Annotated in this window: 25 protein-coding genes and 1 pseudogene; 18 read left to right on the top strand and 8 right to left on the bottom strand. The window is 63.4% G+C overall.

All coding sequences use genetic code 11. The features are described 5' to 3' along the window. Window positions 1-2 precede the first annotated feature (2 nt). From ABQZ09_RS04950 to ABQZ09_RS04910, 9 genes are read left to right on the top strand one after another with little or no spacing between them, the layout of a single operon-like run. Window positions 3-3,365: a phage tail tape measure protein gene (locus tag ABQZ09_RS04950; protein WP_349776254.1), complete on the top strand. Its 3,363-nt coding sequence runs from the start codon at window positions 3-5 to the stop codon at window positions 3,363-3,365. After that, entirely contained in the window at window positions 3,365-3,721 is a 357-nt protein-coding gene (locus ABQZ09_RS04945) for a hypothetical protein (protein WP_349776253.1), read from the top strand. The genes ABQZ09_RS04950 and ABQZ09_RS04945 overlap by 1 nt, the downstream gene beginning before the upstream one ends. After that, the gene (locus ABQZ09_RS04940; RefSeq protein WP_349776252.1) at window positions 3,718-4,179 is read left to right on the top strand and encodes a DUF1833 family protein; all 462 of its coding nucleotides are present in this window, start codon (window positions 3,718-3,720) and stop codon (window positions 4,177-4,179) included. The genes ABQZ09_RS04945 and ABQZ09_RS04940 overlap by 4 nt, the downstream gene beginning before the upstream one ends. Continuing rightward, a complete protein-coding gene (locus ABQZ09_RS04935) occupies window positions 4,179-4,571 on the top strand; it encodes an NlpC/P60 family protein (protein ID WP_349776251.1) in 393 nt (130 codons plus the stop codon). The genes ABQZ09_RS04940 and ABQZ09_RS04935 overlap by 1 nt, the downstream gene beginning before the upstream one ends. Further along, window positions 4,562-9,040, top strand: a complete 4,479-nt coding sequence (locus ABQZ09_RS04930; RefSeq protein WP_349776250.1) for a host specificity factor TipJ family phage tail protein — start codon at window positions 4,562-4,564, stop codon at window positions 9,038-9,040. Before ABQZ09_RS04935 ends, ABQZ09_RS04930 begins: the two co-directional genes overlap by 10 nt. Beyond that, a complete protein-coding gene (locus ABQZ09_RS04925) occupies window positions 9,037-9,348 on the top strand; it encodes a hypothetical protein (protein WP_228314976.1) in 312 nt (103 codons plus the stop codon). The genes ABQZ09_RS04930 and ABQZ09_RS04925 overlap by 4 nt, the downstream gene beginning before the upstream one ends. After that, on the top strand, window positions 9,348-10,025 hold the full coding sequence (locus tag ABQZ09_RS04920; protein WP_349776249.1) for a hypothetical protein: 678 nt from the start codon (window positions 9,348-9,350) through the stop codon (window positions 10,023-10,025). Before ABQZ09_RS04925 ends, ABQZ09_RS04920 begins: the two co-directional genes overlap by 1 nt. A 2-nt stretch (window positions 10,026-10,027) precedes the next feature. Then, a complete protein-coding gene (locus tag ABQZ09_RS04915; protein ID WP_349776248.1) occupies window positions 10,028-10,678 on the top strand; it encodes a hypothetical protein in 651 nt (216 codons plus the stop codon). 49 nt (window positions 10,679-10,727) lie between these two features. After that, entirely contained in the window at window positions 10,728-11,144 is a 417-nt protein-coding gene (locus tag ABQZ09_RS04910) for a hypothetical protein (protein WP_349776247.1), read from the top strand. 240 nt (window positions 11,145-11,384) lie between these two features. Here ABQZ09_RS04910 and ABQZ09_RS04905 read toward each other — a convergent pair whose 3' ends face one another. Beyond that, window positions 11,385-11,834, bottom strand: a complete 450-nt coding sequence (locus ABQZ09_RS04905) for a hypothetical protein (RefSeq protein ID WP_349776246.1) — start codon at window positions 11,832-11,834, stop codon at window positions 11,385-11,387. A 260-nt stretch (window positions 11,835-12,094) separates the two neighbouring features. After that, a complete protein-coding gene (locus ABQZ09_RS04900) occupies window positions 12,095-12,292 on the bottom strand; it encodes a hypothetical protein (protein WP_349776245.1) in 198 nt (65 codons plus the stop codon). 60 nt (window positions 12,293-12,352) lie between these two features. Here ABQZ09_RS04900 and ABQZ09_RS04895 point away from each other — a divergent pair, with 60 nt between their 5' ends. Continuing rightward, a complete protein-coding gene (locus ABQZ09_RS04895) occupies window positions 12,353-12,577 on the top strand; it encodes a hypothetical protein (protein ID WP_184387123.1) in 225 nt (74 codons plus the stop codon). Window positions 12,578-12,586: 9 nt separating this feature from the next. Continuing rightward, entirely contained in the window at window positions 12,587-13,525 is a 939-nt protein-coding gene (locus ABQZ09_RS04890; RefSeq protein WP_349776244.1) for an SOS response-associated peptidase family protein, read from the top strand. 902 nt (window positions 13,526-14,427) lie between these two features. Here ABQZ09_RS04890 and ABQZ09_RS04885 read toward each other — a convergent pair. After that, window positions 14,428-14,565, bottom strand: coding sequence for a hypothetical protein (locus ABQZ09_RS04885; RefSeq protein ID WP_349776243.1), 138 nt, complete (start codon window positions 14,563-14,565; stop codon window positions 14,428-14,430). 379 nt (window positions 14,566-14,944) lie between these two features. Between ABQZ09_RS04885 and ABQZ09_RS04880 the strand changes: the two genes are divergently transcribed. The 3 genes from ABQZ09_RS04880 (at window position 14,945) to ABQZ09_RS04870 (ending at window position 16,774) form a co-directional block, all read left to right on the top strand. Next, window positions 14,945-15,526 (top strand): STN domain-containing protein, encoded by a 582-nt coding sequence (locus ABQZ09_RS04880; RefSeq protein ID WP_349776242.1) that lies wholly within the window; start codon window positions 14,945-14,947, stop codon window positions 15,524-15,526. 375 nt (window positions 15,527-15,901) lie between these two features. Continuing rightward, entirely contained in the window at window positions 15,902-16,294 is a 393-nt protein-coding gene (locus ABQZ09_RS04875; RefSeq protein ID WP_349776241.1) for a hypothetical protein, read from the top strand. 87 nt (window positions 16,295-16,381) lie between these two features. Next, a complete protein-coding gene (locus ABQZ09_RS04870; protein ID WP_047693010.1) occupies window positions 16,382-16,774 on the top strand; it encodes an H-NS histone family protein in 393 nt (130 codons plus the stop codon). A 357-nt stretch (window positions 16,775-17,131) separates the two neighbouring features. On the opposite strand, the gene glgX is transcribed toward ABQZ09_RS04870, so the two are convergent. Beyond that, window positions 17,132-19,264: a glycogen debranching protein GlgX gene (gene glgX / locus ABQZ09_RS04865; RefSeq protein WP_228314270.1), complete on the bottom strand. Its 2,133-nt coding sequence runs from the start codon at window positions 19,262-19,264 to the stop codon at window positions 17,132-17,134. 507 nt (window positions 19,265-19,771) lie between these two features. On the opposite strand from glgX, the gene rimK reads away from it, so the two are divergent. The 3 genes from rimK (at window position 19,772) to ABQZ09_RS04850 (ending at window position 23,327) form a co-directional block, all read left to right on the top strand. After that, window positions 19,772-20,647 carry a 30S ribosomal protein S6--L-glutamate ligase gene (gene rimK / locus ABQZ09_RS04860; RefSeq protein ID WP_449369031.1) on the top strand — a complete coding sequence of 292 codons (876 nt, stop codon included), beginning with the start codon at window positions 19,772-19,774 and terminating at the stop codon, window positions 20,645-20,647. A gap of 678 nt (window positions 20,648-21,325) precedes the next feature. After that, window positions 21,326-22,003 carry a response regulator transcription factor gene (locus ABQZ09_RS04855; protein ID WP_003490678.1) on the top strand — a complete coding sequence of 226 codons (678 nt, stop codon included), beginning with the start codon at window positions 21,326-21,328 and terminating at the stop codon, window positions 22,001-22,003. After that, the gene (locus ABQZ09_RS04850; protein ID WP_166744818.1) at window positions 21,996-23,327 is read left to right on the top strand and encodes a sensor histidine kinase; all 1,332 of its coding nucleotides are present in this window, start codon (window positions 21,996-21,998) and stop codon (window positions 23,325-23,327) included. Before ABQZ09_RS04855 ends, ABQZ09_RS04850 begins: the two co-directional genes overlap by 8 nt. A gap of 100 nt (window positions 23,328-23,427) precedes the next feature. Here ABQZ09_RS04850 and ABQZ09_RS04845 read toward each other — a convergent pair. From ABQZ09_RS04845 to ABQZ09_RS04830, 4 genes and pseudogenes are all read right to left on the bottom strand, one after another. Beyond that, a pseudogene (locus tag ABQZ09_RS04845) lies at window positions 23,428-23,630 on the bottom strand (SymE family type I addiction module toxin); the annotation flags it as partial. Between the two features lie 53 nt (window positions 23,631-23,683). Further along, window positions 23,684-24,307, bottom strand: a complete 624-nt coding sequence (gene coaE, locus ABQZ09_RS04840; protein ID WP_349776240.1) for a dephospho-CoA kinase — start codon at window positions 24,305-24,307, stop codon at window positions 23,684-23,686. Window positions 24,308-24,320: 13 nt separating this feature from the next. Next, window positions 24,321-25,184 (bottom strand): prepilin peptidase, encoded by an 864-nt coding sequence (locus tag ABQZ09_RS04835; protein ID WP_046343941.1) that lies wholly within the window; start codon window positions 25,182-25,184, stop codon window positions 24,321-24,323. Between the two features lie 6 nt (window positions 25,185-25,190). Further along, window positions 25,191-26,450: a type II secretion system F family protein gene (locus ABQZ09_RS04830; protein ID WP_228314268.1), complete on the bottom strand. Its 1,260-nt coding sequence runs from the start codon at window positions 26,448-26,450 to the stop codon at window positions 25,191-25,193. 347 nt (window positions 26,451-26,797) lie between these two features. Between ABQZ09_RS04830 and ABQZ09_RS04825 the strand changes: the two genes are divergently transcribed. Continuing rightward, window positions 26,798-26,985: pilin (locus ABQZ09_RS04825; RefSeq protein WP_349776239.1), on the top strand; the 188-nt coding region annotated here is incomplete at its 3' end.

Raw genomic sequence — 26,985 nt, 5'->3', positions numbered from 1 at the left:
TGATGGATATCGCCGAACTTGGCTTTCGGGTCGATTCGAGTGGCCTTGTGGAAAGCACGAAGGCGCTGGACCAGAACGCGGCCGCCGCGGACAAGGCCAGTGGTTCCGCGGATCGGCTGGAGCGCTACTTCCAGTCGATGTCGCGCTCGATTGACCGCTCTGCGGTGGTGCTGGGCGACCGCCTGGGCGGCGCACTGGATCGCATTGGCGCCGGTACCGGTACGGTCATTGCCGAGCTGCAGGGCATGAACCGCGCACAGGCCGAGATCGTCAGCGCGCTGGTGGCCATGGAGGGCCGGCTGGCCGGCACTGCCGCCGGCTTGCAGGCCTACAGCTCCGCAGGCAAGGACGCCGCCGCCGGTGCCGCGGCAACCGCCAGCGCATCGGAGAAGCTGGAGCGGCAGCTACAACAACAGGAGGCGCGCTACCGCAGCGTCGCGCAGCAGGCGATGGCGTATGCGCAGGCGCAGAGCACGGCCAACGTGTCGGACCGTGCGCTGGCGGAGGCGGCACGCGACTCGGCCGCCGGCATCGATCACCAGGCGGCGGCACTATCCCGGGCTGGCACGGAACAGGAGCGCATGGTCGCGCGGGCACGCGCACTGCAGGAGGCAGAGGCGCGCACCACCAACCAAGCCAGGGAGGCGGCGCGTGCGGCAGAGGTGCAGGAACTCAACCTCAAGCGCCTGCTCGCGCAGATCGATCCCACCGTGGCCGGGCTCAATCGCCTGGCCGACATGGAGGAGCGGCTGGAGCGTGCCGGCGACCTGGGCCTGATCAGGCCGCAGGTGATGCAGCAGTACCAGGCGCAGATCGAGGCCAGCCGGCAGGCTTTGCTGAAGTCGAAGAACACCAACGAGCAGTACGCGATGTCGGCGCGCCAGACGGCAGCAGCGATGCGCATGATCCCGGCGCAGATGACGGACATCGTCACCAGCATCGTGAGTGGGCAGCCGATCTGGATGGTGGCGATCCAGCAGGGCGGACAGCTGAAGGACCAGCTCGGCGGCATCGGCCCGGCAGCGAAGGCGGTGACGTCCTACGTGCTGGGCATGGTCAACCCGATGACATTGTCGGCCGCCGCTGCAGTCGCGTTGGTGGTGGCGCTGAAGCAGGGACAGGACGAGCTGTTCGACTTCCAGAAGAACCTGATCCTCACCGGTCGCAACGCGGACATCAGCGGCGGTCAGTTACGCGGCCTGGTGTCGGATCTGGACAAGCTCACCGGTGTGACGCGCGGCGGCGCTGTGGATGCGCTCACGGCGGTTGCAGCGTCGGGCCAGTTCGCCGGCAAGCAGTTCCTGATGGTGTCCGAAGCGGCCGCGCGCATGGAGGCGTCCACCGGGCAGGCGACCAGCAAGACGATCGAGGCGTTCCAGCGCATCGCGCGTGATCCGGTCGACGCACTGGTGGAGCTCAACAAGCAGGAGGGTTTCCTCAACACCGGGCAGCTGCAGCGAATCATCACACTGCAGGAGGAGGGGCGGCAGCAGGAGGCCGTGGCCGAAGCGCTGCAGCTGTACTACGAGCGATCCATCAACGTTGCGAACCAGACCGAAGCGATCATGCCGGGGATGGCGCAAGGGTGGCGCACCCTCAAGGACGAGATCAGCGGTGCCTGGGGTGCTCTGGTCAACTTCGGCGGCGCGCTTACGGATGTGGGCCGCAACAGCGGGCTGCAAGATTCCTGGATCGCAAAGCTGGCGAGCGCAGGCCCGCGCACCGGCTTCGCCTTCTTGGCCGGTCTGAAGGATGAGATGGGCCGGCTGTCGGCGCAGGCGCGTAACCCGTACGGGCTGCCGGCGCCGATCAGCGAAGAGACGCCGGACAATCGAAAGGCGGTGGAGGATTACAACAAGGTGCTGCAGGAGAGCCAGGCGGCAGAAAAGGCCGCCTCCGAGGCTCTGAACGCTCGAATGGCAGGTCTGGATCGGGCGACCGCAAAGCAGGCTGCGCTCAACAAGATCATTGAGATTTACAACAAGCTGCCGGACAGCGATGCCCGGCACTTCGACGGATCGATGCAGCGCCTCATCGCGCAATCCAATGCGCAAGTCGACAAGCAGTTCAACCAGCGGGAAGGCGTCGGCAAGGCCAACACGGACGACAACGCGGCGCAGAGCTTCATCGCCAGCGTGCAGCGGCAGATTACCGCCAACCAGCAGCTGGCGGACAGCGGCGACAAGGTGTCGGCCAGTGACCGGATGGTGATCCAAGCGCGGCAACTGCTGGCCGACAAGACCAACACGATGACGGCGGCGAGCAAGCAGCTGCTGCAGGCACTGATCCCGCAGCTGCAGGCGAGCGATGCACAGGCCGAGAAGGCGAAGCAGACACAGCGCGACTTGGTGGCGCAGGCGGCACTGACCGAGCGGCTGGCGCAGCTGGAGAAACAACGGCAGGAGCAGTCGGACGTCGATCTGATGGGCATCGGCCGCGGTGCTGACGCGACACAGATGCTGCAACGGCAGCTGGACATCCAGCGCGAGTACTTGCGCGAGCGGGAGAAGCTGGAAAAGGAGCAGCGCGGACAGAACCCGCTCAGTCAGGGCGAGTACCAGAACGAGGTCGCGCTGCTGGAGGCCAGCAAGGAGCGCTCGCTCGACATCGAGCGCAATTACCAGCAGCAGCGCATGCAGCTGCTCGGTGACTGGCGCAGCGGCTTCACCCGCGTGTGGGAGGACTACGCCTTTGCCGCGCAGAACGCGTCGGAGCAGGCGGGGTCGTTCCTCGCCAACAGCCTGAGTTCGTGGGAGGACGCCTTCGTGCAGTTTGCGCAAACCGGCAAGTTCTCTTTCAGCAGCTTGGTGGACTCAATGATTGCCGACCTCGCGCGCTATGCCGCAAAGCAGGCGGCGGTCGGCCTGCTCGGCACCGTCATGGGCGGGCTGACGGGCGGCGGTGCAGGTGGATCGTGGACCGGTACTTCGGCAGGCGCTGGCAGCAATCTCAACTTCGGCAGCAACGCAGGAGATTTCGCCGGCGGTGGCTGGATGAGCTTCGGCGGCGGCCGCGCGAATGGTGGTCCGGTTGCACCGGGCTCTCTGTACGAGGTGGGCGAAGGCGGTGATCCCGAGCTGTTCCAGCAGGGAGGCCGCAGCTATCTGATTCCGGGCAACCGCGGCCAGGTGGTTCCGGCAGCGCCGATGGCTTCGGGCGGCGGCAGCTCTGCGAGCCCCGAGACAAAGATCGAAATCAACAATTACGGAGGTGGGCAGGTGCAGACGCGAGAGCAGCGGACGACGACGCCTGACGGCAGAGAGCTACGGAAACTCGTCGTCGACATCATCGCTGATGACATGGGGAGCGGTGGACGAACGGCCGTCGCTGCGAAGTCTCGCTTCGGACTGAGGGAGCAGCGCTGATGGCCACTCTCCCTGTAGGGGTGCGGCTGCTTGCGACTGATCTCGGCGAAGAGCCAGATCCGTCCGTGCAGCGCACCGAAATGGAACGCGGGCCAGCCAAGCAGGCAATCATCAACACGCGCGTCATGGTGGAGCTGCCGGTCACTCTGGTGTTCCTGACGGCAGAATCGATGGTCGCGTTCGACGACTTTTACTTCGACGAAATCAGACGCGTCGGCTACTTCGACATGGTGCATCCGCGCACGCGTAAGCAGATCTCGGCGCGCTTCAAGGGTGGCGCCGTTGGCCGCCTGCAGGCCGCCAATGCCCAGTTCACCCAGGGCACGCGACAGGCTGTTCTGGAGTATCGGCGATGAGCAACTTTATCGAGCGCCGGCAGCGCGTGACGGATCCGGATGGACCGCTGGAGCTGCTGGAAATGACCGCACCCTCGTTCGGCGCGGTGCTGCGCATCGCCAACGACACGCAGGATTGGGTGAGCAACGGAAACACCTATGTCGGGTATCCGTTTCGGTTCACACCGCCAGCCGATCAGGCCGGGCAGACGCCACGCGCGCAGCTTGAGCTGGACAACGTCGGCCGTGGCATCACCGATGACCTCGAGCGCGTGCAGCCCAATGAGATGGTGATGTGCCGCTACCTGATCACCGACCGCACGCAGCCTGACGTCATCGCGCGGCGCTTCTATCTGCCGCTGACGCAGGTGCGCGCAGCTGGCCCGCTGATCACCGCGCAGATCGGCGTGGATTTCTTCATGCGCCAACAGGCAGTGAAGCTGCGCGCGAACCCACACGTGCTGCCGGGGATCTTCTGATGCGGACAAGCGATGTAGAAAAGTTCCTCAACATCCCCTACGACGCCGAAACCTACGACTGCGCCGATCTGGTGGTGCAGGTGCAGCGCGAGCTGTTCGGTCGAGAGGTGCAGATGCCGGCGCGGCGTCCTCGCGGTGCTGCGGGGCAGATGGCCCTGGGTGAGCTATCGCGCGTCTACGCGGTGCCGACCGCTGCACCGGTCGATGGCGACCTGGTGCTGATGTTTGACAAGGGCCAAAGCCGGCCCGGGCACGTCGGCGTCTTCTTCTACCTGGCCCATGAGGGCTGGGTGCTTCACACAACCAGCGCGCTCGGCAGCAGCTGGCTGCACCGGGCACGCGAGCTGCCGGATTACGGCGCAAGGATCGAGGGGTATTACACATGGGTCTGATGACCACACCTGCGAGTGACGGCCAGCTGGTGCTGACGCCCCACCCGGTCACCCTGGAAGGGCAGCGCCACATTGCGATGGATCTGCAGCCTGGCGAGCGCCTGTGCGAATTTCTGCACCGGCACGTGATCGATCTGGACCAGGGCGAATGGACGGTGTCCATCGGCGGCCGAGTTGTGCCCCGCCACCTGTGGGCCTACGTCTATCCGAAGGATGGGCAAGTCATAGAGGTCCGCGGCGCCGTCGGCAGGAACGCGCTGTACATCGTGGCGATGATCGCGCTGACCTACTTCACCTTCGGCATCGCCGGTGCCGGCGGTGCTGCTGCAGCTGCGTTTGGTGGCGGAACCGCGGGCGCAATTTTCGCCTCGGCGGTGTTTGTCGCGGGCTCGCTGGTCATCAATAAGGTTCTGGGGCCGAAAGTCGAAAGCCCGGCGGGACCAAGCGCCGCGGGCACCGTCTACAGCTTAGGTGCGCCGCGCAACCGCATGCGCCCCTATGAGCCGCTAGGCCTGCTGTTCGGCCGCACCCGCATCGCGCCCGACATCGCCAGCAAGCCCTACACCTGGTATGAGGGCGACGATCAGTACATCGGCATGGTGCTGACGCCGGGCATCGGTGTGGGCCGCGTGGGCACGTTCTCGAACGCCGACACGCCGCTGTCGAGCTATGAAGGTGTGAGCGTTTACCACTCCGGCTATAGCCAGATGCCGGAGGAAGCGATACCGCTTTACAGCAACGTGGACACCATCGACGGTGGCGAGCTGCCGGATACGGCCGACTTCGTCACCCGCACGACCAGCGCCGACACGGTGCGCATCCAGATCAACCTGGAATACGTGCTGGGCGGTATGGGCACCTCGGGCAAGGCCTACAACGTCTCCGAAACCGTTCAGGTGCAGTACGCGCCGGCGGGCACTGGCATCTGGGCCACGCTGGCCACGCAGACGTACACCAGCGACAAGCTGGACGTCAGCAAACGCGCCACGCTGTCGGCGGATGTGGCCAAGGGCCAGTACGACGTGCGCGTGCGCATCCTGGGCTTGGGTAACTATGAGGGCGACAACACCCAGCGTAACGACTTCCAGTGGTCGACCATGGGTAGCGTGCAGGCCGACACCGCAACCTACGCCGGCATATCGCGCGACGCCGTCATCATGAAGGCGACCGGCCAGCTCAATGGTCAACCTGACGAGCTCCGCTACGAAGCCATAGCCGCACCGATCCCGCTGTGGCGTAACGGCACTTGGGTGAGCGAGGAAACCAGCAACAACGGGGCGCACATCCTCAAGTACGCCCGCGGCTATTACGACCGAGACGGCAAGCTCATTGCCGGCATGGGCAAGAGCGATGAAGAGATCGATATCGAGTCGCTGCAGGGCTTCATGGCGCACTGCGAAGCGAATGGCTACACCTACGACTACTGGTTGACAGAAGAGCGCACGCACGACGAAGTGCTACAGGCGATCGCCCTGGCTGGTATGGGCCAGACCACCTGGGCCGGGGGCCGACTGTCGGTGGTGTGGGCCGCCGACGAGCAGCCGCTGTCGGGCGTGGTCAACATGGCTGAGATGAAGAAAGGCAGTTTCAGCGTCGACTACACGCTGGCTAGCGCTGCCGACGGCATCGAGTACAGCTATTTCGACAGCACCACCAACAAGGTCGAGACCCTGCGCGTGCCGGCGCCGGGCGTCGAGACGATGCTCAACCCGGCGCGCCTAACCGGTGAGGGCATTGGCCGTGAGGCGCATGCGGTCGAGATGGCGCGCTACCATCTCGCGCAGAGCTTGTTCCAGTACAAGGACATCGGCTTCGCCCAGGACCTGCAGTATTTGTCCTGGCGCCGCTGGTCGGTGCTGTCGATCTCGCATGACCTCACGCAGTGGGGCTTCGGCGGGCGCATCGTTTCCGCCGAGCGCAGCCCGCTGCTTGGCACGGTCACGCTGACGCTGGACGAGCCGGTGCCGCCGCCGGATGCGCGCAGCGCGTTCATCGGCCTGCGCATCCCAGGCGAGGCGGTCTATCGCACGTTCCGTGTGCGCAACTTCGCCGAGGCGACCGACACCATCCAGCTGGTCGAGGAATGGCCGGATGACGCACCGCTACCGGGCGAGGGCTACGACGATCCAATGGTGCAGGGCGGCTGGCAGGACAATCCGGCCCACGACACGGTGTGGATCTACGACTTTAAGGCCACGCCGGGCCTGCGCGTGCGCGTCGTGGCGATCGAGCCGGAGAGCGATCTGAAGGGCGCCAGCATCAGCGTGGTGCCGGAAGACGCAAGGTTCTGGATCTTCGTCAAGACCGGCCAGTACATCCGGCCGGAGAGCGGCTCGTCCCTGGCCACGCGGCCGATCGTCAGCAACCTGGTGATCAGCGAGGACCAGGTCACCATCGGCGACGTCACCGCGACGGACTTGGTGGCGACCTTCGACATCACCGGCCCGTTCGATCACGCCGTGGTCTACGCCTCGGCGTCAGATGGCAACGGCGAGCTGCAGGAAGTGGCGCAGACGCGCACCCGCACGGCGCGGTGGCGCATCCCGCGCGCCGGCACCTACACGATCAACGTGCGCCCGTTCGGCCCGGAGGGCCAGATGGGTATCGGTGCCTCGCTGATCTTCACGACGATCGGCGCCGACGCGCCGCCGGTGAATTACGACTTGTTCGATGTGGAGGAGATCTCCGGCGGCATCCGGCGCTATACCTGGGGCTTCTGGAACGACACCATCCGCTCGGCCAACCTGGCTGGTGCGGAGATCCGTTACACCGCGGCGCCGGAGCAGGGCGCTCCGATGCCGGCGTGGGACGCCATGACGCCGGTCGGCGACAGCGGCTATCACACCGGTGCATTCGACTCGCCTATCCCGGCCTCGGGCAAGTGGACGTTCGCTATCCGCGCGCGCAACACCAACGGCACGCTGTCGGTGGCGGCCAAGTACGTCACCAAGACGCTCGGCAAGAACCTGGGCGAGCTGCAGGAGGAAATGCAGCAGGCGATCGACCAAACCACCGAGGAGATCCGCCAGGGGTTCCTCGAGGCGGCGCAGCGTGATCAGGAGCTCGCCCAGCAGCTGCTGGAGCAGGCCCAGGATCTGGCCAACCTGCAGGCGCTGGTAGAGGCACCGGAGTGGGTGGATCAGGCGTGGCCGGCCGGCTCGATCGTCAAGCACGCCGGTGGGCTGTACGTGGCCAAGCAGGAGGTGCCGATCGGCACTGCGATCACCGATACGGCCTATTGGACATCCATCGGGCAATACGCAAGCCTCGCCGAGGCGGTGGGTGCGATCGGTGTGGCGATGCAGCAGGTCACGACCGACGTGCAGCAGATCGAGCAAGAGCTGGAGATTGTTGCCAGAGACGTGCGCGGCGTGCAGTCGAGCCTCGCCGGCAAAGCGGATGGGTCGGCAGTTCAGGCGATGAACACGCGGCTGACCCAAGCCGAGAACAACATCTCGTCGCTGTCGCAGCTGATCAGCACCGTGCAGTCCACGCTAGCGGGCAAGGCCAACTCCAGCGCGTTGCAGGCGTTGCAAACGCAGGTGACACAGATTGGCAACGAGGTCACCAGCCAATCCACGGCAATCACTTCCGTGCGAAGCCAGACCGGTGGAGGCGGCAACCTGCTGCCAAATTCCAGCCTGGAGGCAGACAACATCGGCTGGACGATCAGCATCAACACATCGGGCTTGCCGATCGTGGTGGTGGCCAACAACGGCAGCATTGGCGACGGCAATTTCTATTTGCCGACTGGCCTCAGCGGGATGATGGTGACCTATCCCGGTGTGGTCGGCGCGGGAAACGTAACGCAGACCGTGGGGCCCTACGTTGCAGTGGAACCGGGCAAGCGCTACATCGTGAGCAGTGTGGTCAACGCGTTCCGGTGTAACGCGCAGCTGGTATTGGCGTGGTACGACCGCAATAAAGGATTCATCGCGCAATCCTACGTCGAGACGGTGCCGCCCCCTGCGGTCACCAATCCTGCGCTGTCCAACTTGCCGCGTAAGTTTGTGATTGCCGATATGCCGGCCAGCGCCGCATACCTGCGAGTCGGCCTGCATGTGCTATTCACCGCGGAGGCTCGGCCCTACGCCTGGTACTCGCAACTGATGGTCGAGCAGGTGCCTGCAGGGCGAAGCACTCCGTCGGCATACAGCCCAGGTAGTCAGGGCGTCGAGGCCAAGTTCGCTCAGGTCACTCAATCGATGACCACCAGGATCACCAGTGTGGAAAACGGCGTCGCCAACTATGAGGCGTCGTACACGTGGGCCTTGGATGTCAATAATCGGGTGATTGGAATGCGGTCGGTCAACAACGGGACCATCGGCAAGATTACGTTTTCGGCCGACGTGGTGGAGATCATCGGCGCGACACCTGGCGGCGGCCGCAACGAGTTTGTTGGCGGGAGGTTCTACGCCTATGCGCCCAACGGCCGCCGTGTGGTGGCACTCGGATACGGAGTGACATGACCAACGTCCTGATCATCAACGACGCCGACACGGGCGTCGTGTTGCTGCAGATCACCGATCAGCCCGACTCTGATCTACTCACGCAGCACATGGGCGCGATCACGATTGCCAGCGGCAGCAATGGGTCTGTTCCGGTGCCCGTCACCGGCAGTGCCAACCAGCTGTACTACTGGTTTGTGGCCGACAGCGGCGCAGGCAACAGCTTGCTGCCGTACTTCAGTGACGACGGCAACACCATCAGCTGGGTGTCGCCTTCGGCAACGTTGACGGCACGCGCCGGCGGCACGCTGTTCTACGGGAGGTTCTGATGGCCTACGCAATCTTCGAGGCCGGCCCAAATCGCGTCGTCATCTCTGAGGCATGGAAAAACTTGGCGCTGGCGTCGAAGCAGACGATCACGCCCACCGGTAGCGGCGTGCTCAAAACATGGAGCTTGACTGTCGCCGGCACCAATCCGGCCCTCGCGTTTCTGGGGGAGAGCAACGCTGCGCTTGCGACACGCACACAAAGCGGCAACATCTTCACGTTCACCGGCTTCACCACCAGCGGCAGCTTTACCGCCTACGTCTTCGACGAGCCGAACTTTGGACGTCGGGACTATCTGGTGATCACCAACCCCGACACGGACCAGGTGCACTTCGACGCCACGCTTAAGTACATGAAGGTGCGGGCGCTCCTGCAGGGCAATGCCAATCAAGGCGGGTCTATCACCTTGCCGGCGGGCCGGACCTACGCAGCGCTGGCTGGCTCCACCGGCAACATCATGCTGGCCATCGGCGGCCTGGTCGGTGGCGGCCCGCAGTGGCAAGTGCAGGTGATGTGGCGAAAAGGCGTGGTCAACATCAACGGCAACGTAGCGTCGATCGCCGCTATCGATACCGCCCAGGATCTGCGCACCGGCACCAACAACACCCCCCAGCCGCCCCCTGGCAACTACGGCCAGGCCTGGGTGCGCGCTCCCATCCTCGACGTCACTGGATACTGACCATGCTCATCAGCGAAAACCCTACTTTCGGCACGCAGACCAAGATCGTGTCGCCCCGCATCGAGATCCGATGGGACCCGGCCACCAACGACGGGCCGGTCGAGTTCCACCTCGAGCAGATGACCACCAAGCCGCATCCGGATGGCTGGATGCAGACGCTGGAGCGGTCATTTCTGCGCGTGCTCACCGTGCAGATCAGCGACTTGATCGGTCGCAGCTACGAGATAGCCGCGCCGGCGACTACCGAAGTCGATCCGTCTACCGGGCAGCCCATCAAGATCCCTGGCGAGAGGGTCACCGAGCCCGGCGTGCATCTGCTGTTGGGTATCAAGGCGGCCACACGAACTGCCTACGATGCAAACGTGGTGACGCCTGACCCGGATGCAGACCCGCTCGCGCAGCACATCACGATCGTCTGGAACCCGATCAACGACACAGGCACCGTCACGTTCCAGGTCGAGGACCGCGGGGCGGTCCTCGGTGTGCTGGCGGCGCCGATCGCCGACCTGATCGCGCCGACTTACGCAATCCGCTATCCCGGTGCGGGGGCGACGCAGGAGCTGGCCGGCTGGAAGCTCCAGGCGCTGATCAAGGCGGCTACTGACAACGCGATCGCTGCCAGTCTGGCGAACGCGGAACGGTCTGCAGCATGAGCGATGCGCCGTAGCTCGCGCTGCGGCCTCGGGCGGACGAGCGTGAAGTGTGACCAATGGTCGATTGACGATCCAAGCCGATCAAGGAAAAATTCGCGCCGCCGCAGGATCGCGGCGCTTTCTTGACTCGGACATCGGGATGCAATCGCACAAAACTCGCTTCATGATCATCGCCGCACTCTGCTTCGCAATCACTATTGGCAGTGCTATTTCGTATTTTGGCCAGCCTTCGAACATTCCCAGTGACCTGAAGGAATCGCGAGGCATCGTTGCCGATGCAGAAGCGACTCAACGGAAAATGCGCCTTCAAAGCGTGCGCTTCACGCTGAAGTCTGATGCGGGGCAGTTCGAATATCCGAGTGTGCTACCGAACATCGATGCGCTGTGGAATGAGATGAAGAAGGGGGGGGCAGGTACGCGTGACCTACAGCGGCGACCAGGCAGATCCAGAGCTTTGGGGACTTGATCTGAATGGGAAAGCAGTCGTGACCCCGCAAGGCGCGCTTGAGGCTCGCCAAGCCAATGGTCGGATCGGACTGTACGTGGGCCTGGCTGCCTTGCTGGCAGCAGGCTATTTTTTCAGCCGTGCCCGGCGAGAGTAGGCGGGTAAGGTCTCAGCCGCGCGATCAGTGCATGCGGCTGTGATTGCCCGCGGAATCAGATGTTGACGGATCTATGCAGGTAAATCGCTGCCCAACATCTGCAATCAGTGAGTTGGCGCGTCGGGCACGCGCCGCACGCCGGCGCGGCCCTGGAACTTGATGCTCCACGGCGTAATCAGGTAGCCGGGGCGGCGCGCGTAGATAGCTGGGATGTGGTCTTCACGCGCATCTTTGGCGATGGCGTTGACCAGGACGTATGGCGCTGATGTCTTCGGGACCTCGCACCAATCCTGCCGCCCGTCTGTCTTGAGCGTCAGCGTGTAAGGCCCAGCGCCCAGGATCTCGCCGCACACGACAGACCGGCTGCTCACCGAGGCTGCGCGGGCGCGCGGCGCGATCCGAGTGACGAAGGCATCCAGGCTCTCGCCGGCGGCCGATATCTCCTGATGCAGTTCGGTGGTCTGGCCGAACTTCATCGGCAGCGGGTCATGGGCGAGGGCGGGCAGGGTGGTGCCGAGAAGCGCCACAGCGGCGGTGGCGAGGAATGGGTGCATCACTTTCTCCGGATCAGCTGCACCGGCCTGTGCCGATGGCGCGAGATCATCTCGGCGCAGTGCCAAGATGCTTGGCGAGCGCTTCGGAAAAAACGTTCATTTGCAGGCCCGGTGCACAGCTGCGGATGAGGAAAAATCCGACCCGCTTGTGCGGCACCGCCCGATATGTGAAACCCCATATCGGTGCCAATCTACCCTTGCCGGATGCGGGGCCATAGGCCGCTCACCCGCATGGCGCCCGAGCAGCGCCGGCCCGGCTCCTACACGAAGCCCTCAATGTCCTCGCGCGTCAGAACGCCGAGGCGATGACCCCAGGAAGCAACCAACTCAATGACAGCGGCCGCCTCGGCTGGGAACGCATACAGCAGCTCCGCTTCGAACTGATTGAGCACTTCGAGCGGTTCGGAGGCGCACGCCAGCCGCTGCTGCAGTTGTTCGAAGAGGCTGGGCGTGTCCATGGATCGCAGTCTACGGGGCTGCGTCTCAAGCGGTGAGACGGGTCAGCCGATACTGGCCGGATGGACAGACCCGAACTCAAGACGCATCTGGAAAACCTCGACGCTGCGGTGCCGGCGCTGTTGAAGAGCAGCCCCGACCGTTGCCACTTCTGGCAGGCCTTCGCGGGCATGGCGGACGTCATTGAGGACGGCGCCATCACGGGCGACGATGCCCAATTCGTCTCCCGGCGGCTCGATGAGATCCTGGCCTGGCATGGCCTGGAAAACGGCGACCGCGACTGTTGAGGGACCGCCATGTGTTACTCCGCTGAGATCCAGGCCGATTACCGGAAGCTGGTGCGCAACTTCGGCGCGATCATGTCGATCGAGGAGTTCTCGAAGCTGTGGCTGAGGCAGGGAGAGGCGGAGAAGCGGCCAAGGACCCCGAAGGCGATGGACGATGCATTTCGCGCGGGCGGGGAGGGCGGCGTGGCCGCAATCGCCGCAGAGCTGGCCGTGTGGGACGCCGAGGACATGCAGGCCTTGGAGCAGGAGCTGTTCAAGCAGGCCCGGCGCTTGGCAGACGCCGAGCGGGTGCTGGCCAGCGGCAAGCCGACCAAGAGGGCGGCGACAGACCAGCGCATCGCCACCACCAAGATCGAGCAGATCAAGGGCCGCATCGCGGACCTGCAGCGGACCGAGCCCAAGGCGCGGGATTACCGCATCTTCCCGGGCTACTACGCACCGGTGATCATCTCCGAGGGCGGCCAGCGCGTCATCAAGCCGATGCGCTACCAGTGCCGCCCTGCTGGCAAGCCCCCGATCTACGACACAAAGTATCCCGGTACGTACAACGCCCGCCGGGACAACCTGCAGGGTTTCTGGCGGGAGCAGTTCGGCTACACCCACGGCCTGGTGGTCGTCGGCCGCTTCTACGAGAACGTGGAGGGGCCCGACGGCAAGAACCGTGTGGTGCAGTTCCAGCCCAGCGACCGCGAGCCAATGCTGGTGGCCTGCCTGTGGTCCCGCTGGACAGATCCCGCCGGCGAGCAGCCGGACCTGCTGAGCTTCGCGGCCATCACCGATGAGCCTGAGCCCGAGGTGGCAGCGGTGGGGCACGACCGGACCATCATCAACATCAAGCCCGAGCACGTCGACGCGTGGCTCAATCCGGATCCGGCCAACCTCCAGGCCCTGCAGGCGATCTTCGACGACAAGCGACATCCGTTCTACGAGCATCGGCTGGCGGCATGAGCGCCGAGGATGACCGAGTGCCGGTTTCTCCTGACCCAGCTATGCACTGGAAGCGGTGGGAGGAGCAGCTGGATTTGATCTACGAGGGCATACCGGTAATTCGAATCCACGCTCAGGAGGATGGAACTGTCCTCATACGGACGCGCGCCTACAGTGAAGGGCCTACCGTGCAACGCCGCATGGCAACTGAGGCTGGCGCTCTTCGCTATGCGAACGCATGGTTATTGAAGTGGCATGGGATAGCGAAGAGCGAGGTAAACAACAAGGTTGAGTCCTCCCGGCTGCAGATGGCTGCCGCAGCGGCTGCACGTGCCCATCCTGAACTCGATCCGGCGACTTTCACCAAGCGGCGCCGCCGGCGGTGATGTGTTGATGAACTGTCTGCCTGATTCGCCATGGGCACGTGCCTCACGGCCAGGCATCGTTGGATAGGACGTAGGGCGGCAGGTGGGACGCTTCCATAGCTATCAGGTCCTCCTGGCAGCTACCTCGATACCTTATTGCTTGGCCGATCGACTTCCTAGCCGGCCAACCGGCAAGCAGGAGCCACCGCTGGCTATCGTCTGGTCGACGGCGTGGGGCCTTCCTGACACCCGGCAGGCCGGTCCGCGCCGCAATCCATCGCTCAGCGAAACGCATTCCCTGAAGCAGGCTGCCGCGATGAGGCTCGTTGATGGTGATCCCACGCCAGCGCAGCCATATCTGCCCCGGGGTCACATGAGCGACGGACCCGAAGTTGAAGTGCATCAGCGCTTCATTGGCGGAGACATGGACCCAGCGGCAGGCGGGTTGGAGGGGACGGCGAGGCATGCAGGCAGGCTGACCGATCGCCGTCTCAGGGGTGGATACAGCGCTCCGCAAATCGTCACGATCGTATCGCAAACACGGGGATTTATTGCCAATCAAGCCACGGTTTGCGGAGCATTAAATCCATTTAAGCCATTGATGTGAAAGATAAATTCTGTAGCTTCCCAAGCTACTGACGTGGGTTCGATTCCCATCGCCCGCTCCACTGCCGCAATGGCGTGTGGTTGGGTCATCGACATTCCCTTGAAGATCTTTGGTTGCCACCGACGTAGGCGTGTGATGCACGCTGTATGGTCGAGCTGTGGCTGACGTCACCGAGACTCTTGCAAGGAGTCATCGGAACGTATCGGCGCCGTCGTCCGGCGTGCTCGCGGGCCAGGCCGCCCTTGCCGCCTGGTGTCATCGCAGAGTTCCGGGAGCGCAGGATTTCGTCTGGCATGGATCGGGGCATCTGGCGCGTGGCTTGAGGCAGTGCGCATCCGGGAGCTGGGTGGTCGGGCTTCCGGGCCTGAGCAGCGCGTAGGTGCAGGCCAACCACGTCATCGGCGATCTCCGCACCCTGGCGGCGGGGCGCGGTTGATTCCGGTTCCGTTCGGAGTGGAGCGTCTAGCGTTGGCCTCGCACGGATGTCCGTGTGTTTCGGGTGCTGTCATGTCTGCTGTTCGCCGTCGCTTGTCCTCGATCGTCATTGCAGTGGGTGCTGTTATGTGTGCCGGGCCGGTCATGGCTGCCTGTCAGCCTGGGCCGTTTACGCTTGCGCTGTCGGCGCAGCGGCTGGACGAACGATTGCAGGATCTGGCCCACCAGACGGGATGCGCGGTGGAGGTGGATCCCTCGCTGCTGCAGGACAAGCGCGTGCAGGCCTTGAGTGGAACCTTCACCGCCGATCAGGCATTCATCCAATCGGTCCGCGGGAGCGGTCTGGAGGCGGACTATGCCAGCGATCACTGGCGCGTCAATCGCGCGCAACAGCTGTATTTTGCCGAGCGTGTCGAGACCTTGCAGAGCGCGATTACAGACGCGCGCAAGAGCAACGCGATTACCGGGCGTCAGGCAAGAACCATGAACGCGCAACTATCGAAGATGGCGGTGGAGGTTCCCAAGCTTGTCCGTCAGCAGGGTTTTCTGAGCGCAGCCGAGCGCGCCTCCTACGAGCGCACCTTGAAGGAGATCGAAAAGGTCCTGCAGGGCTGAGGTCGGGCGCAGCGAAGATGTGCGCCGCGGTGACGTCGGGCAGATTGGCGGCCCCTTTGGTCCTTCGAGGTTCGGGTGCCCGTGGCCTGTCCAGGCGCACTGGGCGGCGATGGCGCTGGCAGAGCTGCGCGCGGATGGTGCTGGTGCGTTTTCCTTGCGAGCGGGTCGCTGCGTTGTGGCTCGGCGTTGTGCCATCCGGGCATGATGCGTGTGCCACACGTCCCGTCGAACGAGTTGCAATGACGACGATTGCAGGCGGTTTTCCCGGTAAAAATGGCACTGCAGCTTCGTCATTTCCTTCCTGGCAGTCAGGAAGCTCCTGATTGAGCAAGCGCGAGTTGGCAGCCATAGTGTCCCCATCATTTGGCGGTCACCATGACAACGACTCATTCACAGCTGGTTGGTGCGCTGATCAAGGGCATGCGTCGCGCCGAATCCGCGCAGGCGGCCTCGATCGCCCATCGCCCGGGGCTGCCGGCGAAGGCCTGCATCCCGCGCACGCCTGACACTGCCGGCAAGGTGCTCGAAATGTTCAAGCTCGACCCCGAACAGATTCGCCACATGGGACTGATCGGGGTGGAAGAATTGGGCGAAACGGTCTGCCACGCGTGGTCGATCAACGCCGGTCAGCTGGACCGGGTGGTGCAATGGTTCACCGCCCCCCGGGTGGAATTTGTCGGCAAGCATTGCAGCGAGCTGATTCGGGCCGGACGCATCGGGCCGGTGCTGACCATGGCCCGTGAACACGCCTTGCTGCGGCATGGCTGAGCGCAAGCCGACCCGGAAGGGCCAGGCGCTTTACGCTGGACGGCATAGCGGCAATACTCGTTGACCCGCCCAACCTCAGTTTTGTCAATGCGCCAGGTTCCGCCCGCTTCATCCTCAGCTGCCGCCAAAGCCCAATTGCTGGAAGAGCTGCGCAAGCTTGAGCAGGAAGAAGCTCAGCTCAAGTATGCCCAGACCCTGGAAGCCTTCGACCAGGTGGTCGAAGTACTGACCCAGTTCGGCAGCCGGTTCAATGCAAAGCAGAAATCCCAGATCGCCTCGCTGGCAATGACCGGCAAGTCCAAGGGGCCGCTGACCTCCACTGGTGAAGTGGCCGCCAAATACTGGCTTCCGCACTCGGGCGAGACCTGGTCCGGGCGTGGCCGCACCCCGCGGGCGTTCAAGGCGTGGGAAGGCACCAGTTCCTACAAGGAATGGAAGTCCAAGCATCCGGACAAGCGTTTTCCGCTGTATCCGGGTTGAGTCTTCAGTCAACCGGATAGCGGATTCGTCGAACACGTTCTGACTTGCTGTGGCCTTCACCGTTGCGTATGCAGGCCCGGTGGATCTCGTTACGCAATACGCCTGGGTGCCCCATCGGCGCTGGGGGAGTGGCTTGGCGATTGCATCAGCGCAGGGATTGGAGCGCACATCATTCGCGCATCGATGATGCGCGGCTGTGCAATGCCGCTCTGGCCAGGTTCGAAGCCGGATGACTAACGTTGGATCGTGCGTGAGCGGTTAGCTGACCAGCTCCAGAGCCTTATGACCGTTCCCCGTGCATAAAAAAGCTCGCTGCCCACCTCCCGGCAGACAGCGAGCCACATCAGCAAAAGCGCTTTACTGGTCGCTCTTGCACTCGAACACCGACACGCTGCGCGGCGGCGCCAGGAATTCGCTGGCGCCTGCCGGCATCATGTCCACCTCCAGCGCCTCGTCGGTCGACAGCACCAGCTTCCAGTGCACCGGCTCGTCGGTGGAGGGCAGGGTGAAGGTCACGCCCTCGTGGTAGGCATTGATCACGATCAACAAGGTGTCGTCGTTGGCCAGCTCCTTGACGCCGGAGGTCTGCGCCTTGCCTTCCAGGAGCAAACCGACCGAACGCGCGCCTGCGTCGGTCCAGTGCGCATCCTCCATCTCGGTGCCGCCCGGATTGAGCCAGGTGAGGTCGCGCAGGCCGGCTTCTTCGTTGTATTGCCCGTTGAGGAAGCGGCCACGCGACAGGATCGGGTAGCGCTTGCGCAACCGGGTCAATGCCTTGACGAAGTCGGTAAGACGGCCATCGGTGGGGTCGTTTTCCCAGTCCAGCCAGGTGATTTCATTGTCCTGGCAATACGTGTTGTTGTTGCCGCCTTGCGACTGCGCACGCTCGTCGCCGGCCAGCATCATCGGCGTTCCCTGCGACAACAGCAGCGTGGCCAGCAGATTCTTCATCTGCCGCTCGCGGATCTGCAGGATGTCGGCGTTGTCAGTCTCGCCTTCGTCGCCGTAGTTGCACGAGCCATCGTTGGACGAGCCGTCGCGGTTGTCTTCGCCGTTGTCGATGTTGTGCTTCTCGTTGTAGCTGACCAGGTCGCGCAAGGTGAAGCCGTCATGCGCGGTGATGAAGTTCACCGACGCCCACGGGCGGCGACCGCGGCGATCGAACAGGTCGGCCGAGCCGGTAAAGCGGGTGGCAAACTCGGCCAGCTTGCCGTCTTCGCCTTTCCAGAATTCGCGCGCGTTGTCGCGGAACTTGTCGTTCCACTCCGACCAGCCCGGCGGGAAGTGGCCCACCTGGTAGCCGCCCGGGCCACAGTCCCACGGCTCGGCAATCAGCTTGACCTCCGACAACAGCGGGTCCTGGTTGCAGGCATCCAGGAAGCCGCCGCGCTGATCGAACCCGCTAGGCTCGCGACCAAGAATGGTGGCTAGGTCGAAGCGGAAGCCGTCCACGTGCATCTCGCCGGCCCAGTAGCGCAGCGAATCGTTGACGAACTGGATCACCCGCGAATTGCTCAGATTCAGCGTGTTGCCGGTGCCGGTATCGTTGATGTAGTAACGCTTGTCTTCGGCAAGGCGGTAGTAGCTGGCGTTGTCGATACCCTTGAACGAGAGTGTCGGACCCAGCTCGCTGCCTTCGGCGGTGTGGTTGTAGACCACGTCCAGGATCACTTCCAGGCCTTGCTTGTGCATGGCCTTGACCATGTCGCGGAATTCATCGCGATGGCCGCTGGAGAGGTAGCGCGACTTCAGTGCGAAGAAGCCGATGGTGTTGTAGCCCCAGTAGTTACGCAGACCCTTGTCCAGCAGATGCTGGTCGTCCAGGTAGGCGTGTACCGGCAGCAGCTCGACCGCGGTGATGCCCAGGTCCTTGATGTACTGCAGCACCTGCGGCTGCGCCAGGCCGGCAAACGTGCCACGTACCGCTTCGGGCACCTGCGGGTTGCGCATGGTGTAGCCGCGCACGTGGGTTTCGTAGATGACCGTCTCGTTCCACGGCTTGAGCAGGCGTGCATCGTCGCCCCAATCGTAGGTGTCTTCGACCACCACGCACTTGGGCATGAAAGGCGCGCTGTCACGTTCATCGAAGCTCAGGTCGCCGTCCGGATGGCCGACGGTGTAGCCATAGAGCTCGTCGGCCCAGATCAGGTCACCTTCCAGCTCACGCGCATACGGGTCGAGCAGCAGCTTGTTGTGGTTGAAGCGATGGCCTTCGGTCGGCTCGTATGGGCCATGCACGCGGTAGCCGTAGCGCTGACCGGGTTTTGCATCGGGCAGGTAGCCATGCCAGATTTCGTTGGTGTATTCGGGAAGGTCAACGCGGGTTTCGTTGCCTTGTTCGTCGAACAGGCAAAGTTCCACACGTGTGGCATGCGCGGAGAAAAGCGCAAAGTTGGTGCCCTTGCCATCGAAGACGGCACCGCGGGGGAACGGGCGCCCCTGACGGATGCGGGAGGGGTTGGCATAAGCCGCGCTTGCTGGACGTCGCATGGAGAGTCTCGGGTGCGCCGGCGTGCCGGCATTGAGGAGACTCAAGCATTGCGGTTTCAACTGTGCAAAACGCGTTACGGCAATACGGGTGCGGCGTGAGGGCGGGCCTCGAGGCCGTGCGTCGTCAAGGACATTGTCACGCAGTGGAGCGGTGGCGCTCGCTTGTGCGTCACTGATGGCAGCCGCAAGCGAGCAGGTGATGCACGATACGCCGCGACCTGCAATGCGCCAGCTGCGGGGCGTCGACCGAGTCGAAAGGCGCGTGCTGCTTGAGCGCTGCGCGCGCGCCCTGCTAGCATCGATCCGGTTGAGGCTGCGCAGCGTTTGCGTTGCTGCAACACCGCCGAAGCGCTTGCGCGTTTCCATCCTCGGGGCCGTCGCATACCGGGTCACGCGGCGCGAGCAGGGCATTGCATCCTGCTCGCGTGCGACCGGCAGATGCGTGGACTTGGGTCACCTCGTCATCAGACTCCGACCATGTCCAGGCCGCGCCGTGTCCCTGCTGCGATGAAAATCGCCATTCTTTCGCGCAACAGCAAGTTGTACTCGACCCGGCGGCTCATCGAAGCCGCACGCAAGCGTGGTCACACCGTGCGCATCCTCGACCCGCTGCGCTGCTACATGCGCATCGCTGCCGACGGTTTCAGCCTGCACTACAAGGGCAAGCCGATCACCGGGTTCGATGCGGTGATCCCACGCATCGGCGCCTCGGTGACGCGCTACGCCACTGCGGTGCTGCGCCAACTCGAATTCATGGGCACCTACACGCCCAATCCCTCCGACGCCATCCTGCGTTCGCGCGACAAGTTGCGTGCACACCAGCTGCTGGCCGCGCAGGGCATCGACATGCCGGTCACTGTGTTCGGCGACAACCCCGACGATACCCAGGACCTGTTGTCCATGCTCGGCCCGCCGCCGCATGTGGTGAAGTTGAACGAAGGCGCCCAGGGCGCCGGGGTGATCCTTACCGAAAAGGCCAGCGCATCGCGCGGCGTGGTCGAGGCACTGCGTGGGCTCTATGCCAACTTCATCGTGCAGGAGTTCATCGGCGAAGCCGACGGTGCGGACCTGCGCTGCTTCGTGGTCGGCGACCGGGTCGTTGCGGCCATGCGCCGGCAGGCGGCCGAGGGCGACTTCCGCTCCAACCTGCACCTGGGCGGGACCGCTGCAGTGGCGCAGGCCACCGAGCAGGAGCAGGAGGTCGCGGTCCGCTCGGCGCGCGCGCTGGGCCTGGCGGTGGCCGGGGTCGACCTCATTCGCTCCAAGCGCGGTCCGCTAGTGCTCGAGGTCAATTCCACCCCCGGGCTGGAGGGCGTGGAAGGGGTCTGTGGCGTCGATGTGGCGGCGGCGATCATCCAGCACCTGGAACAGTCGGTCCATTGATCTGCCCCCTCGCGGGCTTATCGAAAATTTAACTAAAATCTAATCCTTCGCTCGCTAGCCTCTGCCAACCGTGGCTCCGCTCTCGGCAGTGACGGTGATCGGGATGAACTTTTGGCCCAAGTGCGTGTCGCACTTGGGCCTTTTTGTGGATGGCTTGCTGCTCCGGAGGTTCGCGTCTACATTTCCCAATTGTTAAATCCGGTCAGACGCAGGGAAGGGTCGTATGGCGAGGCAATTGAACGTGTTACCGCCGTGGGCGCGATCAGCGCGCATCACGTCGGTGTTGCCGACCGCGCAGGCACGCTGCCGGCTGCGGGTAAGGCACAGGCATATCGACACGGAGCAGGCAGGTAATGGCTCCGATGTCAGTCAGGAACAGCGCGCTAAGGTAGCGGGGTGCTCGGTCGGAGTGGGAGCGGTATTGGTGGCGCAGCCGAAGCGACAGGAGCTGCAGCCAAACCAGCCAACAGCCACCTGCAACCCTCCGGAGCTCGTCACCCGAATTTTGTCCAGGGCAAGCGAAGATGGCCGGCAGAACGCTGGCGCGAGCGAGCACCTGGTGTGCAGATAAGTACGAAGCAGTGCATGACGCTCGCCTGGCGTGCAGTCTGACCACTGTGAATGACACGATATTTCTCGGCGCCAGCGCTAAAAACCAGCTTAACGAATGAGGTTCCAGTGCGAATTCTAGTGATTGAAGACAACAGCGATATCGCCGCCAACCTGGGCGACTATCTCGAAGACCGTGGACACACCGTGGACTTCGCCGCCGATGGCGTGACCGGCCTGCACCTGGCCGTGGTGCACGAGTTCGATGCCATCGTGCTGGATCTCAACCTGCCCGGCATGGACGGCATCGAAGTCTGCCGCAAGCTGCGCAACGAAGCACGCAAGCAGACCCCGGTGCTGATGCTCACCGCGCGCGACTCGCTGGACAACAAGCTGGCCGGCTTCGACTCCGGTGCGGACGACTACCTGATCAAGCCGTTCGCGCTGCAGGAAGTGGAAGTGCGCCTCAACGCACTGTCGCGTCGCGGCAAGGGCGTGCACACCCGCGTGCTGGAAACCGGCGATCTGGAATACAACCTGGACACGCTGGAAGTGCGCCGCCGCGGCAAGCTGCTGCAGCTCAACCCGACCGCGCTGAAGATCCTGCAGGCGCTGATGGAAGCTTCGCCGGCCGTGGTCACCCGCCAGGAGCTGGAAACCCGCGTCTGGGGTGAAGAGCTGCCGGATTCGGATTCGTTGCGCGTGCATATCCATGGCCTGCGTGCGGTGGTCGACAAGCCCTTCGACGTGCCGATGATCCAGACCCGTCACGGCATCGGCTACCGCATCGCGTCGCCTGATGCCTGAACGCACAAGCGCGCGCCCGGCGCGCAGGCGTGGCCGTTACCGGCGGCGCCTGCGTAGCCGCATCATCCTGTCGTTCGTGTTGTTGGGCTTCTGCCTGACCACACTGTTCGCCTTCGCCACCAACTGGGCACGCGCGCGCGTGGAAAACCAGTTGGTCGAAGACGTGATGAACCGCAACATCGACGCATTCGCGCAGCGGTTCTATTCTGACCCGCTGCACAATCCGGATCTGCCGGTGCAGCAGATGCGCGGGCGCGTGGTCAAGAGCGACAAGTTCGAAGCGCTGCGCCTCGAGCAGCCGGAGTGGTACCAGTTTCCCGATGGCATCCACACCATTTCCGGCGTGGACGAAAACGGCAATGCCTACTCGTACAAACTGGCGGTGCGCAAGACGCCCAGCGAGTGGTTCTTCCTTGCCTATGACATGACCCAGACGCTCAAGGGCGAGATTCAGCTCAAGCGCACCTTGATGCTGTCGGTGCTGGTGTTCAGCGGGTTTTCGCTATTGATCGGCTGGTGGTCGGCGTCCAAGGTGATGCGCCCGGTCTCGGACCTGGCCGCACGCCTGCGCGCCTACCGCGGCGGCACCAGCGAGCCCAAGCCGCTGGCCGCGCATTTCCCCGATGACGAAGTGGGCCAGCTCGCCGAAGCGCTGGACGATTACTCCGCGCGCCTCACCGAGGTGGTGCAGCGCGACCGCGAGTTCAATGCCGATGTCAGCCATGAACTGCGTACCCCGCTGGCAGTGATCCGCGGCGCCACCGAACTGCTGCTCACCAAGCCCAATCTCGACGAAAAGGTGCTGCAGCGGCTGCAGCGCATCCAGCGCGCCGAACAGCAATGTAGTGACTTGATCGGCTCGCTGTTGCTGCTCTCGCGCAACGAACGCGGGCAGGGCAGTAGCAACGTGGCCAAGGTAGCCGAACAACTGATCGACGCGCACCGCGCCCAGCTCGGCGGCAAACCACTGGAGTTGCTGCTGGAAGGCGAACGCGACCTGGTCATCGACGCCCCCGAATCTGCCCTGTCGGTGGCGCTGGGCAACCTGATCGGCAACGCGGTCAAGTACACCCAGGACGGCCAGGTGCGCGTGCGCGTATTGGCCGATGCCGTCGAGGTGATCGACTCCGGCCCCGGCCTGAGCGAAGAAGACGCCGCCAAGCTGTTCCAGCGCGGCTACCGCGGCACCCACGCCGGTCATTCGCAAGGCGGCGGCATCGGCCTGTCGATCGTCAGCCGGCTGTGCGACCTGTACGGCTGGCGCGTCAGCGTGCGCCCAGGCCAGGAGCGCGGCGTCATCGCCACACTGGCCTTCCATCGCTGACCAACCACCGCACCCGCGTAGGAGCGCACCCGGGCGCGACAGCCTGACCCATAGCGCCAAAGGTAGCGCCTCCAGCCAACAACCGTACCCAAAACACAGTTCAGCGCTCGATCACCGTCACCACCAACTCACCCTCGCGCGCCGTGATCTGCAGCTTGCAGCCAACCGCAAACCCCAACTGCTCCAGCCATAGCCCGCGCAGGCGCACGCTGGGAATCCGCTGGCTGTGCGGCCGGCCGGGCTTTACTTCGTAGAACCCCTACCTGCCGTGCACAGCGTGGGCGTGCGCGCTGTGCGAGTCGGCAATGACTGCAGATTCACCGCAGCGGGATTTCGAATACAGAGTTTTCAGGCACTCAGAGCTGGCTTCGACATGCTTGAAGCGCGTTCCTATAAACCGCATCCAATCGTTGAGCGCTTTGCGCTAACAGTTCCGCATCGCCCTCGTTGCTGACGATGTCATCGGCGATGGCCAACCGCTGTTCGCGAGAGGCTTGGGCAGCAATCATCTGATCGGCCAGTGCCGATGTACCGCCATCGCGCTGCATCAGGCGAGCGTGTTGAAGTTCCACCGGCACGTCGACGACAAGAATGCGGTCCAGCCAGGAATAAGTTGCTCGGCCACCCGCCTCGGCCAGCAAGGGGATTGCGACGATGGCGTAAGGGCCCACAGCTTCCTGTGCGGCGCGTTGCAGCTCTGCGCGGATGGCGGGATGAGTGATCGCCTCTAGTGCTCTGCGTTGGGCTGCATCGCCGAATACGATTTTGCGTAGGGCCTGCCTGTCCAGCGTGCCATCCGGCAACAAGATGCCCTGACCAAAACGGGCCGTGATTGCATCAAGGATGAGGCCCGGCGCGACAACCTGCCGTGCAACAGTATCGGCGTCGATGACCGGCACGCCCAACTTCTCGAATTCGGCGGCAAGCGCACTCTTACCGGAGGCGATGCCGCCGGTGAGGCCGACGATGAAGTCGCTCATCGTCGTGCCCCGCTCAACGCAGGCCTGCGAAGTGCAGGTAGCCATCCACCAGATCGTTGCCCCAGAAGAACACCACCCAGCCGGCGATGGCTAGGTACGGGCCGAACGGGATCGGGGTGGCGCGGTCGCGGCCCTTGGCCACCAGCCAGGCCGAGCCCAGGATGGCACCGACCAGCGAGGAGATCAGGATGATCGGCAAGATGCCTTTCAACCCGCACCAGGCACCGAGCGCGGCCAACAGCTTGAAGTCGCCGTGGCCCATGCCTTCCTTGCCGGTGAGCTGCTTGAACAGCCACCACACCGTCCACAGCGAGACATAGCCGACCGCCGCGCCCAGCAGGGCGGGCTTTGCCGGCATGTAGAGGTTGTCCATCGAACCGACCAGGCCCAGCCACATCAGCGGCAAGGTCAGCTGGTCCGGCAGCAGCTTGTGGCGCAGGTCGATGCCCGACATCGCCACCAGGAAGCAGCTCAGCACGATTGCGCCGAAGCCCTGCCAGCCGAAGCCGAACCGCCAGACGCTGGCCACGCACAGGATCGAGGTCAACAGCTCCACCAGCGGGTACTGGATGGAGATCGGCTTGCCGCTGTAGCGCGACTTGCCGCGCAGCATCAGCCAGCTGAAGAGCGGGATGTTCTCCCACCACTTGAGCTTGTCGCCGGTGACCGGGTCGTGCGACGGCTCCACCACGATCCCCGGCGGCGGCGGCTCATAGATGTCCGGCAGCTCCAGGATCTCGCGCGCGTCGCGCCGCCACTGCCATTCCATGCGCTTGGGCAAGCGCAGGATCACCACGTTCAGGAAGCTGCCGATCAGCAGTCCCAGTCCGGCCGCGGCGGGAAAGCCGAGACCGGGATGCTGGTCGAGAAATGCCATTACGTCTTATCCAACCACTGCGCCGAGTTTGAAGATCGGAAGATACATGCCGATGACCATGCCGCCTACAATGGTGCCAATAAACACCATGATCATTGGCTCCAACAAACTGCTAAGCGCATCCACAGCGTTGTTGACCTCCTGTTCGAAGTACTCGGCAACCTTGAACAGCATGGCGTCCAGCGCGCCTGCTTCTTCACCGATTGCGGTCATCTGGATCACCATATGGGGAAACAGGTTGACCTGCTTCATTGCCATGTTGACTGGATAGCCAACTGACACGTCGTCCCGCATGCGTAGCACTGCTTCTTCATAAACTTTGTTGCCTGTGGCGCCAGCCACAATTCCTAGCGCCTCCACTAGTGGCACACCTGCCTTGAATGTGACAGCGGTCGTGCGAGCGAAGCGTGCGATGGCGCTGTTATGCATGATTTGCCCGATAACAGGCACCTTCAAGATCAAGCGGTCCATTCCGTGCTGCATGCGTGGTGAACGCTTATAGGTGTAGATGAAGCCGATCACTGCGCCTGCCACAACGAACAGCAGAACCCACCAATAGCTGACCATGAAACGTGAAGCTCCCACGATCAGCTGGGTGAACGCAGGGAGTTCTGCGCCGAAGCCCTTGAAGACCTCTTCGAACTGCGGCACGACAAAGATCAGCAAAATAGCACTGACAATAAGGGCAACTGCGACCACCATCGCGGGATAGAACAACGCTTTCTTGATCTTGCCTTTTAGAGCCTCGATGTTTTCTTTGTAATTAGCGACTGTGTCTAGCACTGTCTCAAGCACGCCTGCGCCTTCGCCTGCTCGGACAAGGTTGCGGTAGAGCTCGTCAAACTGCACCGGATGCTTGCTGATCGCCTCATGCAGCGACGAGCCACCTTCGATGTCCGTCCTTATCTGGCCGACCATCTTCCTCATTCTCGGGTTCTTGTGACCTTCGCCGATGATCTCAAGTGATCCAACAATGGGGACGCCAGATTTCATCATGGTCGCCATCTGGCGGCTGAAGAATGCAATGTCCTTAGCGCCGACCTTCTTACCGGCCGCGCCGAACAGCGGCTTCGGCTTGGGCTTAACAACACCAGGTGTGATGCCTTGGCGGCGAAGCTCAGCACGCAACATGTTCGCGTTGCGAGCTGCCTGCTCCCCTTTCATCTTGATCCCGCGCTTATCTGTTCCCTCCCAAATGAAGAGTTGCATTTGGCTAGCGCTTCGATCGGTTGGCTGCTTCTTGATCATATTACGCGCGACAGACATAAAATTTCCCCGTCGGCCATCCCCAGGCCGGAACTATCCATATGGTAGCGCCTTTGGGAGTACTTCACACGGAGGTCCAGACTAACCGAGAGTGCCCCTGTAGGGCCTGCAGTGCGGCTAGAAGTGACCACTTGCGTCACTTCGCACGAGAGATCGCACTTCTGGAAATTGGTGCTGCCAATGGGCTCCGGGTCTGCGATGATTCGCCTCGGGCCGACTCTTGGGCTAGGACGTAGAATTGGCACGCAACCTGCTTGACCCATCCTGCAATAAATCTTGCGTCTAGGTCATCACGGCCGGCGACGTACCGCAACCTTTGATATTCACCACTTCTAGGGGATGTACTCATGAAGAAGCAACAAGGTTTTACGCTGATCGAATTGATGATCGTTGTCGCGATCATCGCCATCCTGGCTGCCATCGCGCTTCCGGCGTATCAGGACTACACCATTCGCTTGCGCGTCACGGAACTGGCTGTGATGGCTAGCTCCTTCAAGACCACGGTAGCAGAAAATATAGCTAATAATGGTGGTGA

Source organism: Xanthomonas sp. WHRI 6106 (assembly GCF_040202405.1).
In the GTDB taxonomy this organism is placed as follows: Bacteria; Pseudomonadota; Gammaproteobacteria; order Xanthomonadales; family Xanthomonadaceae; genus Xanthomonas; species Xanthomonas cannabis.
This window is presented reverse-complemented; position numbering and strand designations above follow the sequence as displayed.

Excerpts from the sequence above, each read along its gene's own strand:
- ABQZ09_RS04950 (WP_349776254.1), top strand. The coding sequence starts at position 3 with ATGGATATCGCCGAACTTGGCTTTCGGGTCGATTCGAGTGGCCTTGTG.
- ABQZ09_RS04945 (WP_349776253.1), top strand. The coding sequence starts at position 3,365 with ATGGCCACTCTCCCTGTAGGGGTGCGGCTGCTTGCGACTGATCTCGGC.
- ABQZ09_RS04940 (WP_349776252.1), top strand. The coding sequence starts at position 3,718 with ATGAGCAACTTTATCGAGCGCCGGCAGCGCGTGACGGATCCGGATGGA.
- ABQZ09_RS04935 (WP_349776251.1), top strand. The coding sequence starts at position 4,179 with ATGCGGACAAGCGATGTAGAAAAGTTCCTCAACATCCCCTACGACGCC.
- ABQZ09_RS04930 (WP_349776250.1), top strand. The coding sequence starts at position 4,562 with ATGGGTCTGATGACCACACCTGCGAGTGACGGCCAGCTGGTGCTGACG.
- ABQZ09_RS04925 (WP_228314976.1), top strand. The coding sequence starts at position 9,037 with ATGACCAACGTCCTGATCATCAACGACGCCGACACGGGCGTCGTGTTG.
- ABQZ09_RS04920 (WP_349776249.1), top strand. The coding sequence starts at position 9,348 with ATGGCCTACGCAATCTTCGAGGCCGGCCCAAATCGCGTCGTCATCTCT.
- ABQZ09_RS04915 (WP_349776248.1), top strand. The coding sequence starts at position 10,028 with ATGCTCATCAGCGAAAACCCTACTTTCGGCACGCAGACCAAGATCGTG.
- ABQZ09_RS04905 (WP_349776246.1), bottom strand. The coding sequence starts at position 11,834 with ATGCACCCATTCCTCGCCACCGCCGCTGTGGCGCTTCTCGGCACCACC.
- ABQZ09_RS04900 (WP_349776245.1), bottom strand. The coding sequence starts at position 12,292 with ATGGACACGCCCAGCCTCTTCGAACAACTGCAGCAGCGGCTGGCGTGC.
- ABQZ09_RS04895 (WP_184387123.1), top strand. The coding sequence starts at position 12,353 with ATGGACAGACCCGAACTCAAGACGCATCTGGAAAACCTCGACGCTGCG.
- ABQZ09_RS04890 (WP_349776244.1), top strand. The coding sequence starts at position 12,587 with ATGTGTTACTCCGCTGAGATCCAGGCCGATTACCGGAAGCTGGTGCGC.
- ABQZ09_RS04885 (WP_349776243.1), bottom strand. The coding sequence starts at position 14,565 with ATGACCCAACCACACGCCATTGCGGCAGTGGAGCGGGCGATGGGAATC.
- ABQZ09_RS04875 (WP_349776241.1), top strand. The coding sequence starts at position 15,902 with ATGACAACGACTCATTCACAGCTGGTTGGTGCGCTGATCAAGGGCATG.
- ABQZ09_RS04870 (WP_047693010.1), top strand. The coding sequence starts at position 16,382 with ATGCGCCAGGTTCCGCCCGCTTCATCCTCAGCTGCCGCCAAAGCCCAA.
- glgX (WP_228314270.1), bottom strand. The coding sequence starts at position 19,264 with ATGCGACGTCCAGCAAGCGCGGCTTATGCCAACCCCTCCCGCATCCGT.
- rimK (WP_449369031.1), top strand. The coding sequence starts at position 19,772 with ATGAAAATCGCCATTCTTTCGCGCAACAGCAAGTTGTACTCGACCCGG.
- ABQZ09_RS04850 (WP_166744818.1), top strand. The coding sequence starts at position 21,996 with ATGCCTGAACGCACAAGCGCGCGCCCGGCGCGCAGGCGTGGCCGTTAC.
- coaE (WP_349776240.1), bottom strand. The coding sequence starts at position 24,307 with ATGAGCGACTTCATCGTCGGCCTCACCGGCGGCATCGCCTCCGGTAAG.
- ABQZ09_RS04835 (WP_046343941.1), bottom strand. The coding sequence starts at position 25,184 with ATGGCATTTCTCGACCAGCATCCCGGTCTCGGCTTTCCCGCCGCGGCC.
- ABQZ09_RS04830 (WP_228314268.1), bottom strand. The coding sequence starts at position 26,450 with ATGTCTGTCGCGCGTAATATGATCAAGAAGCAGCCAACCGATCGAAGC.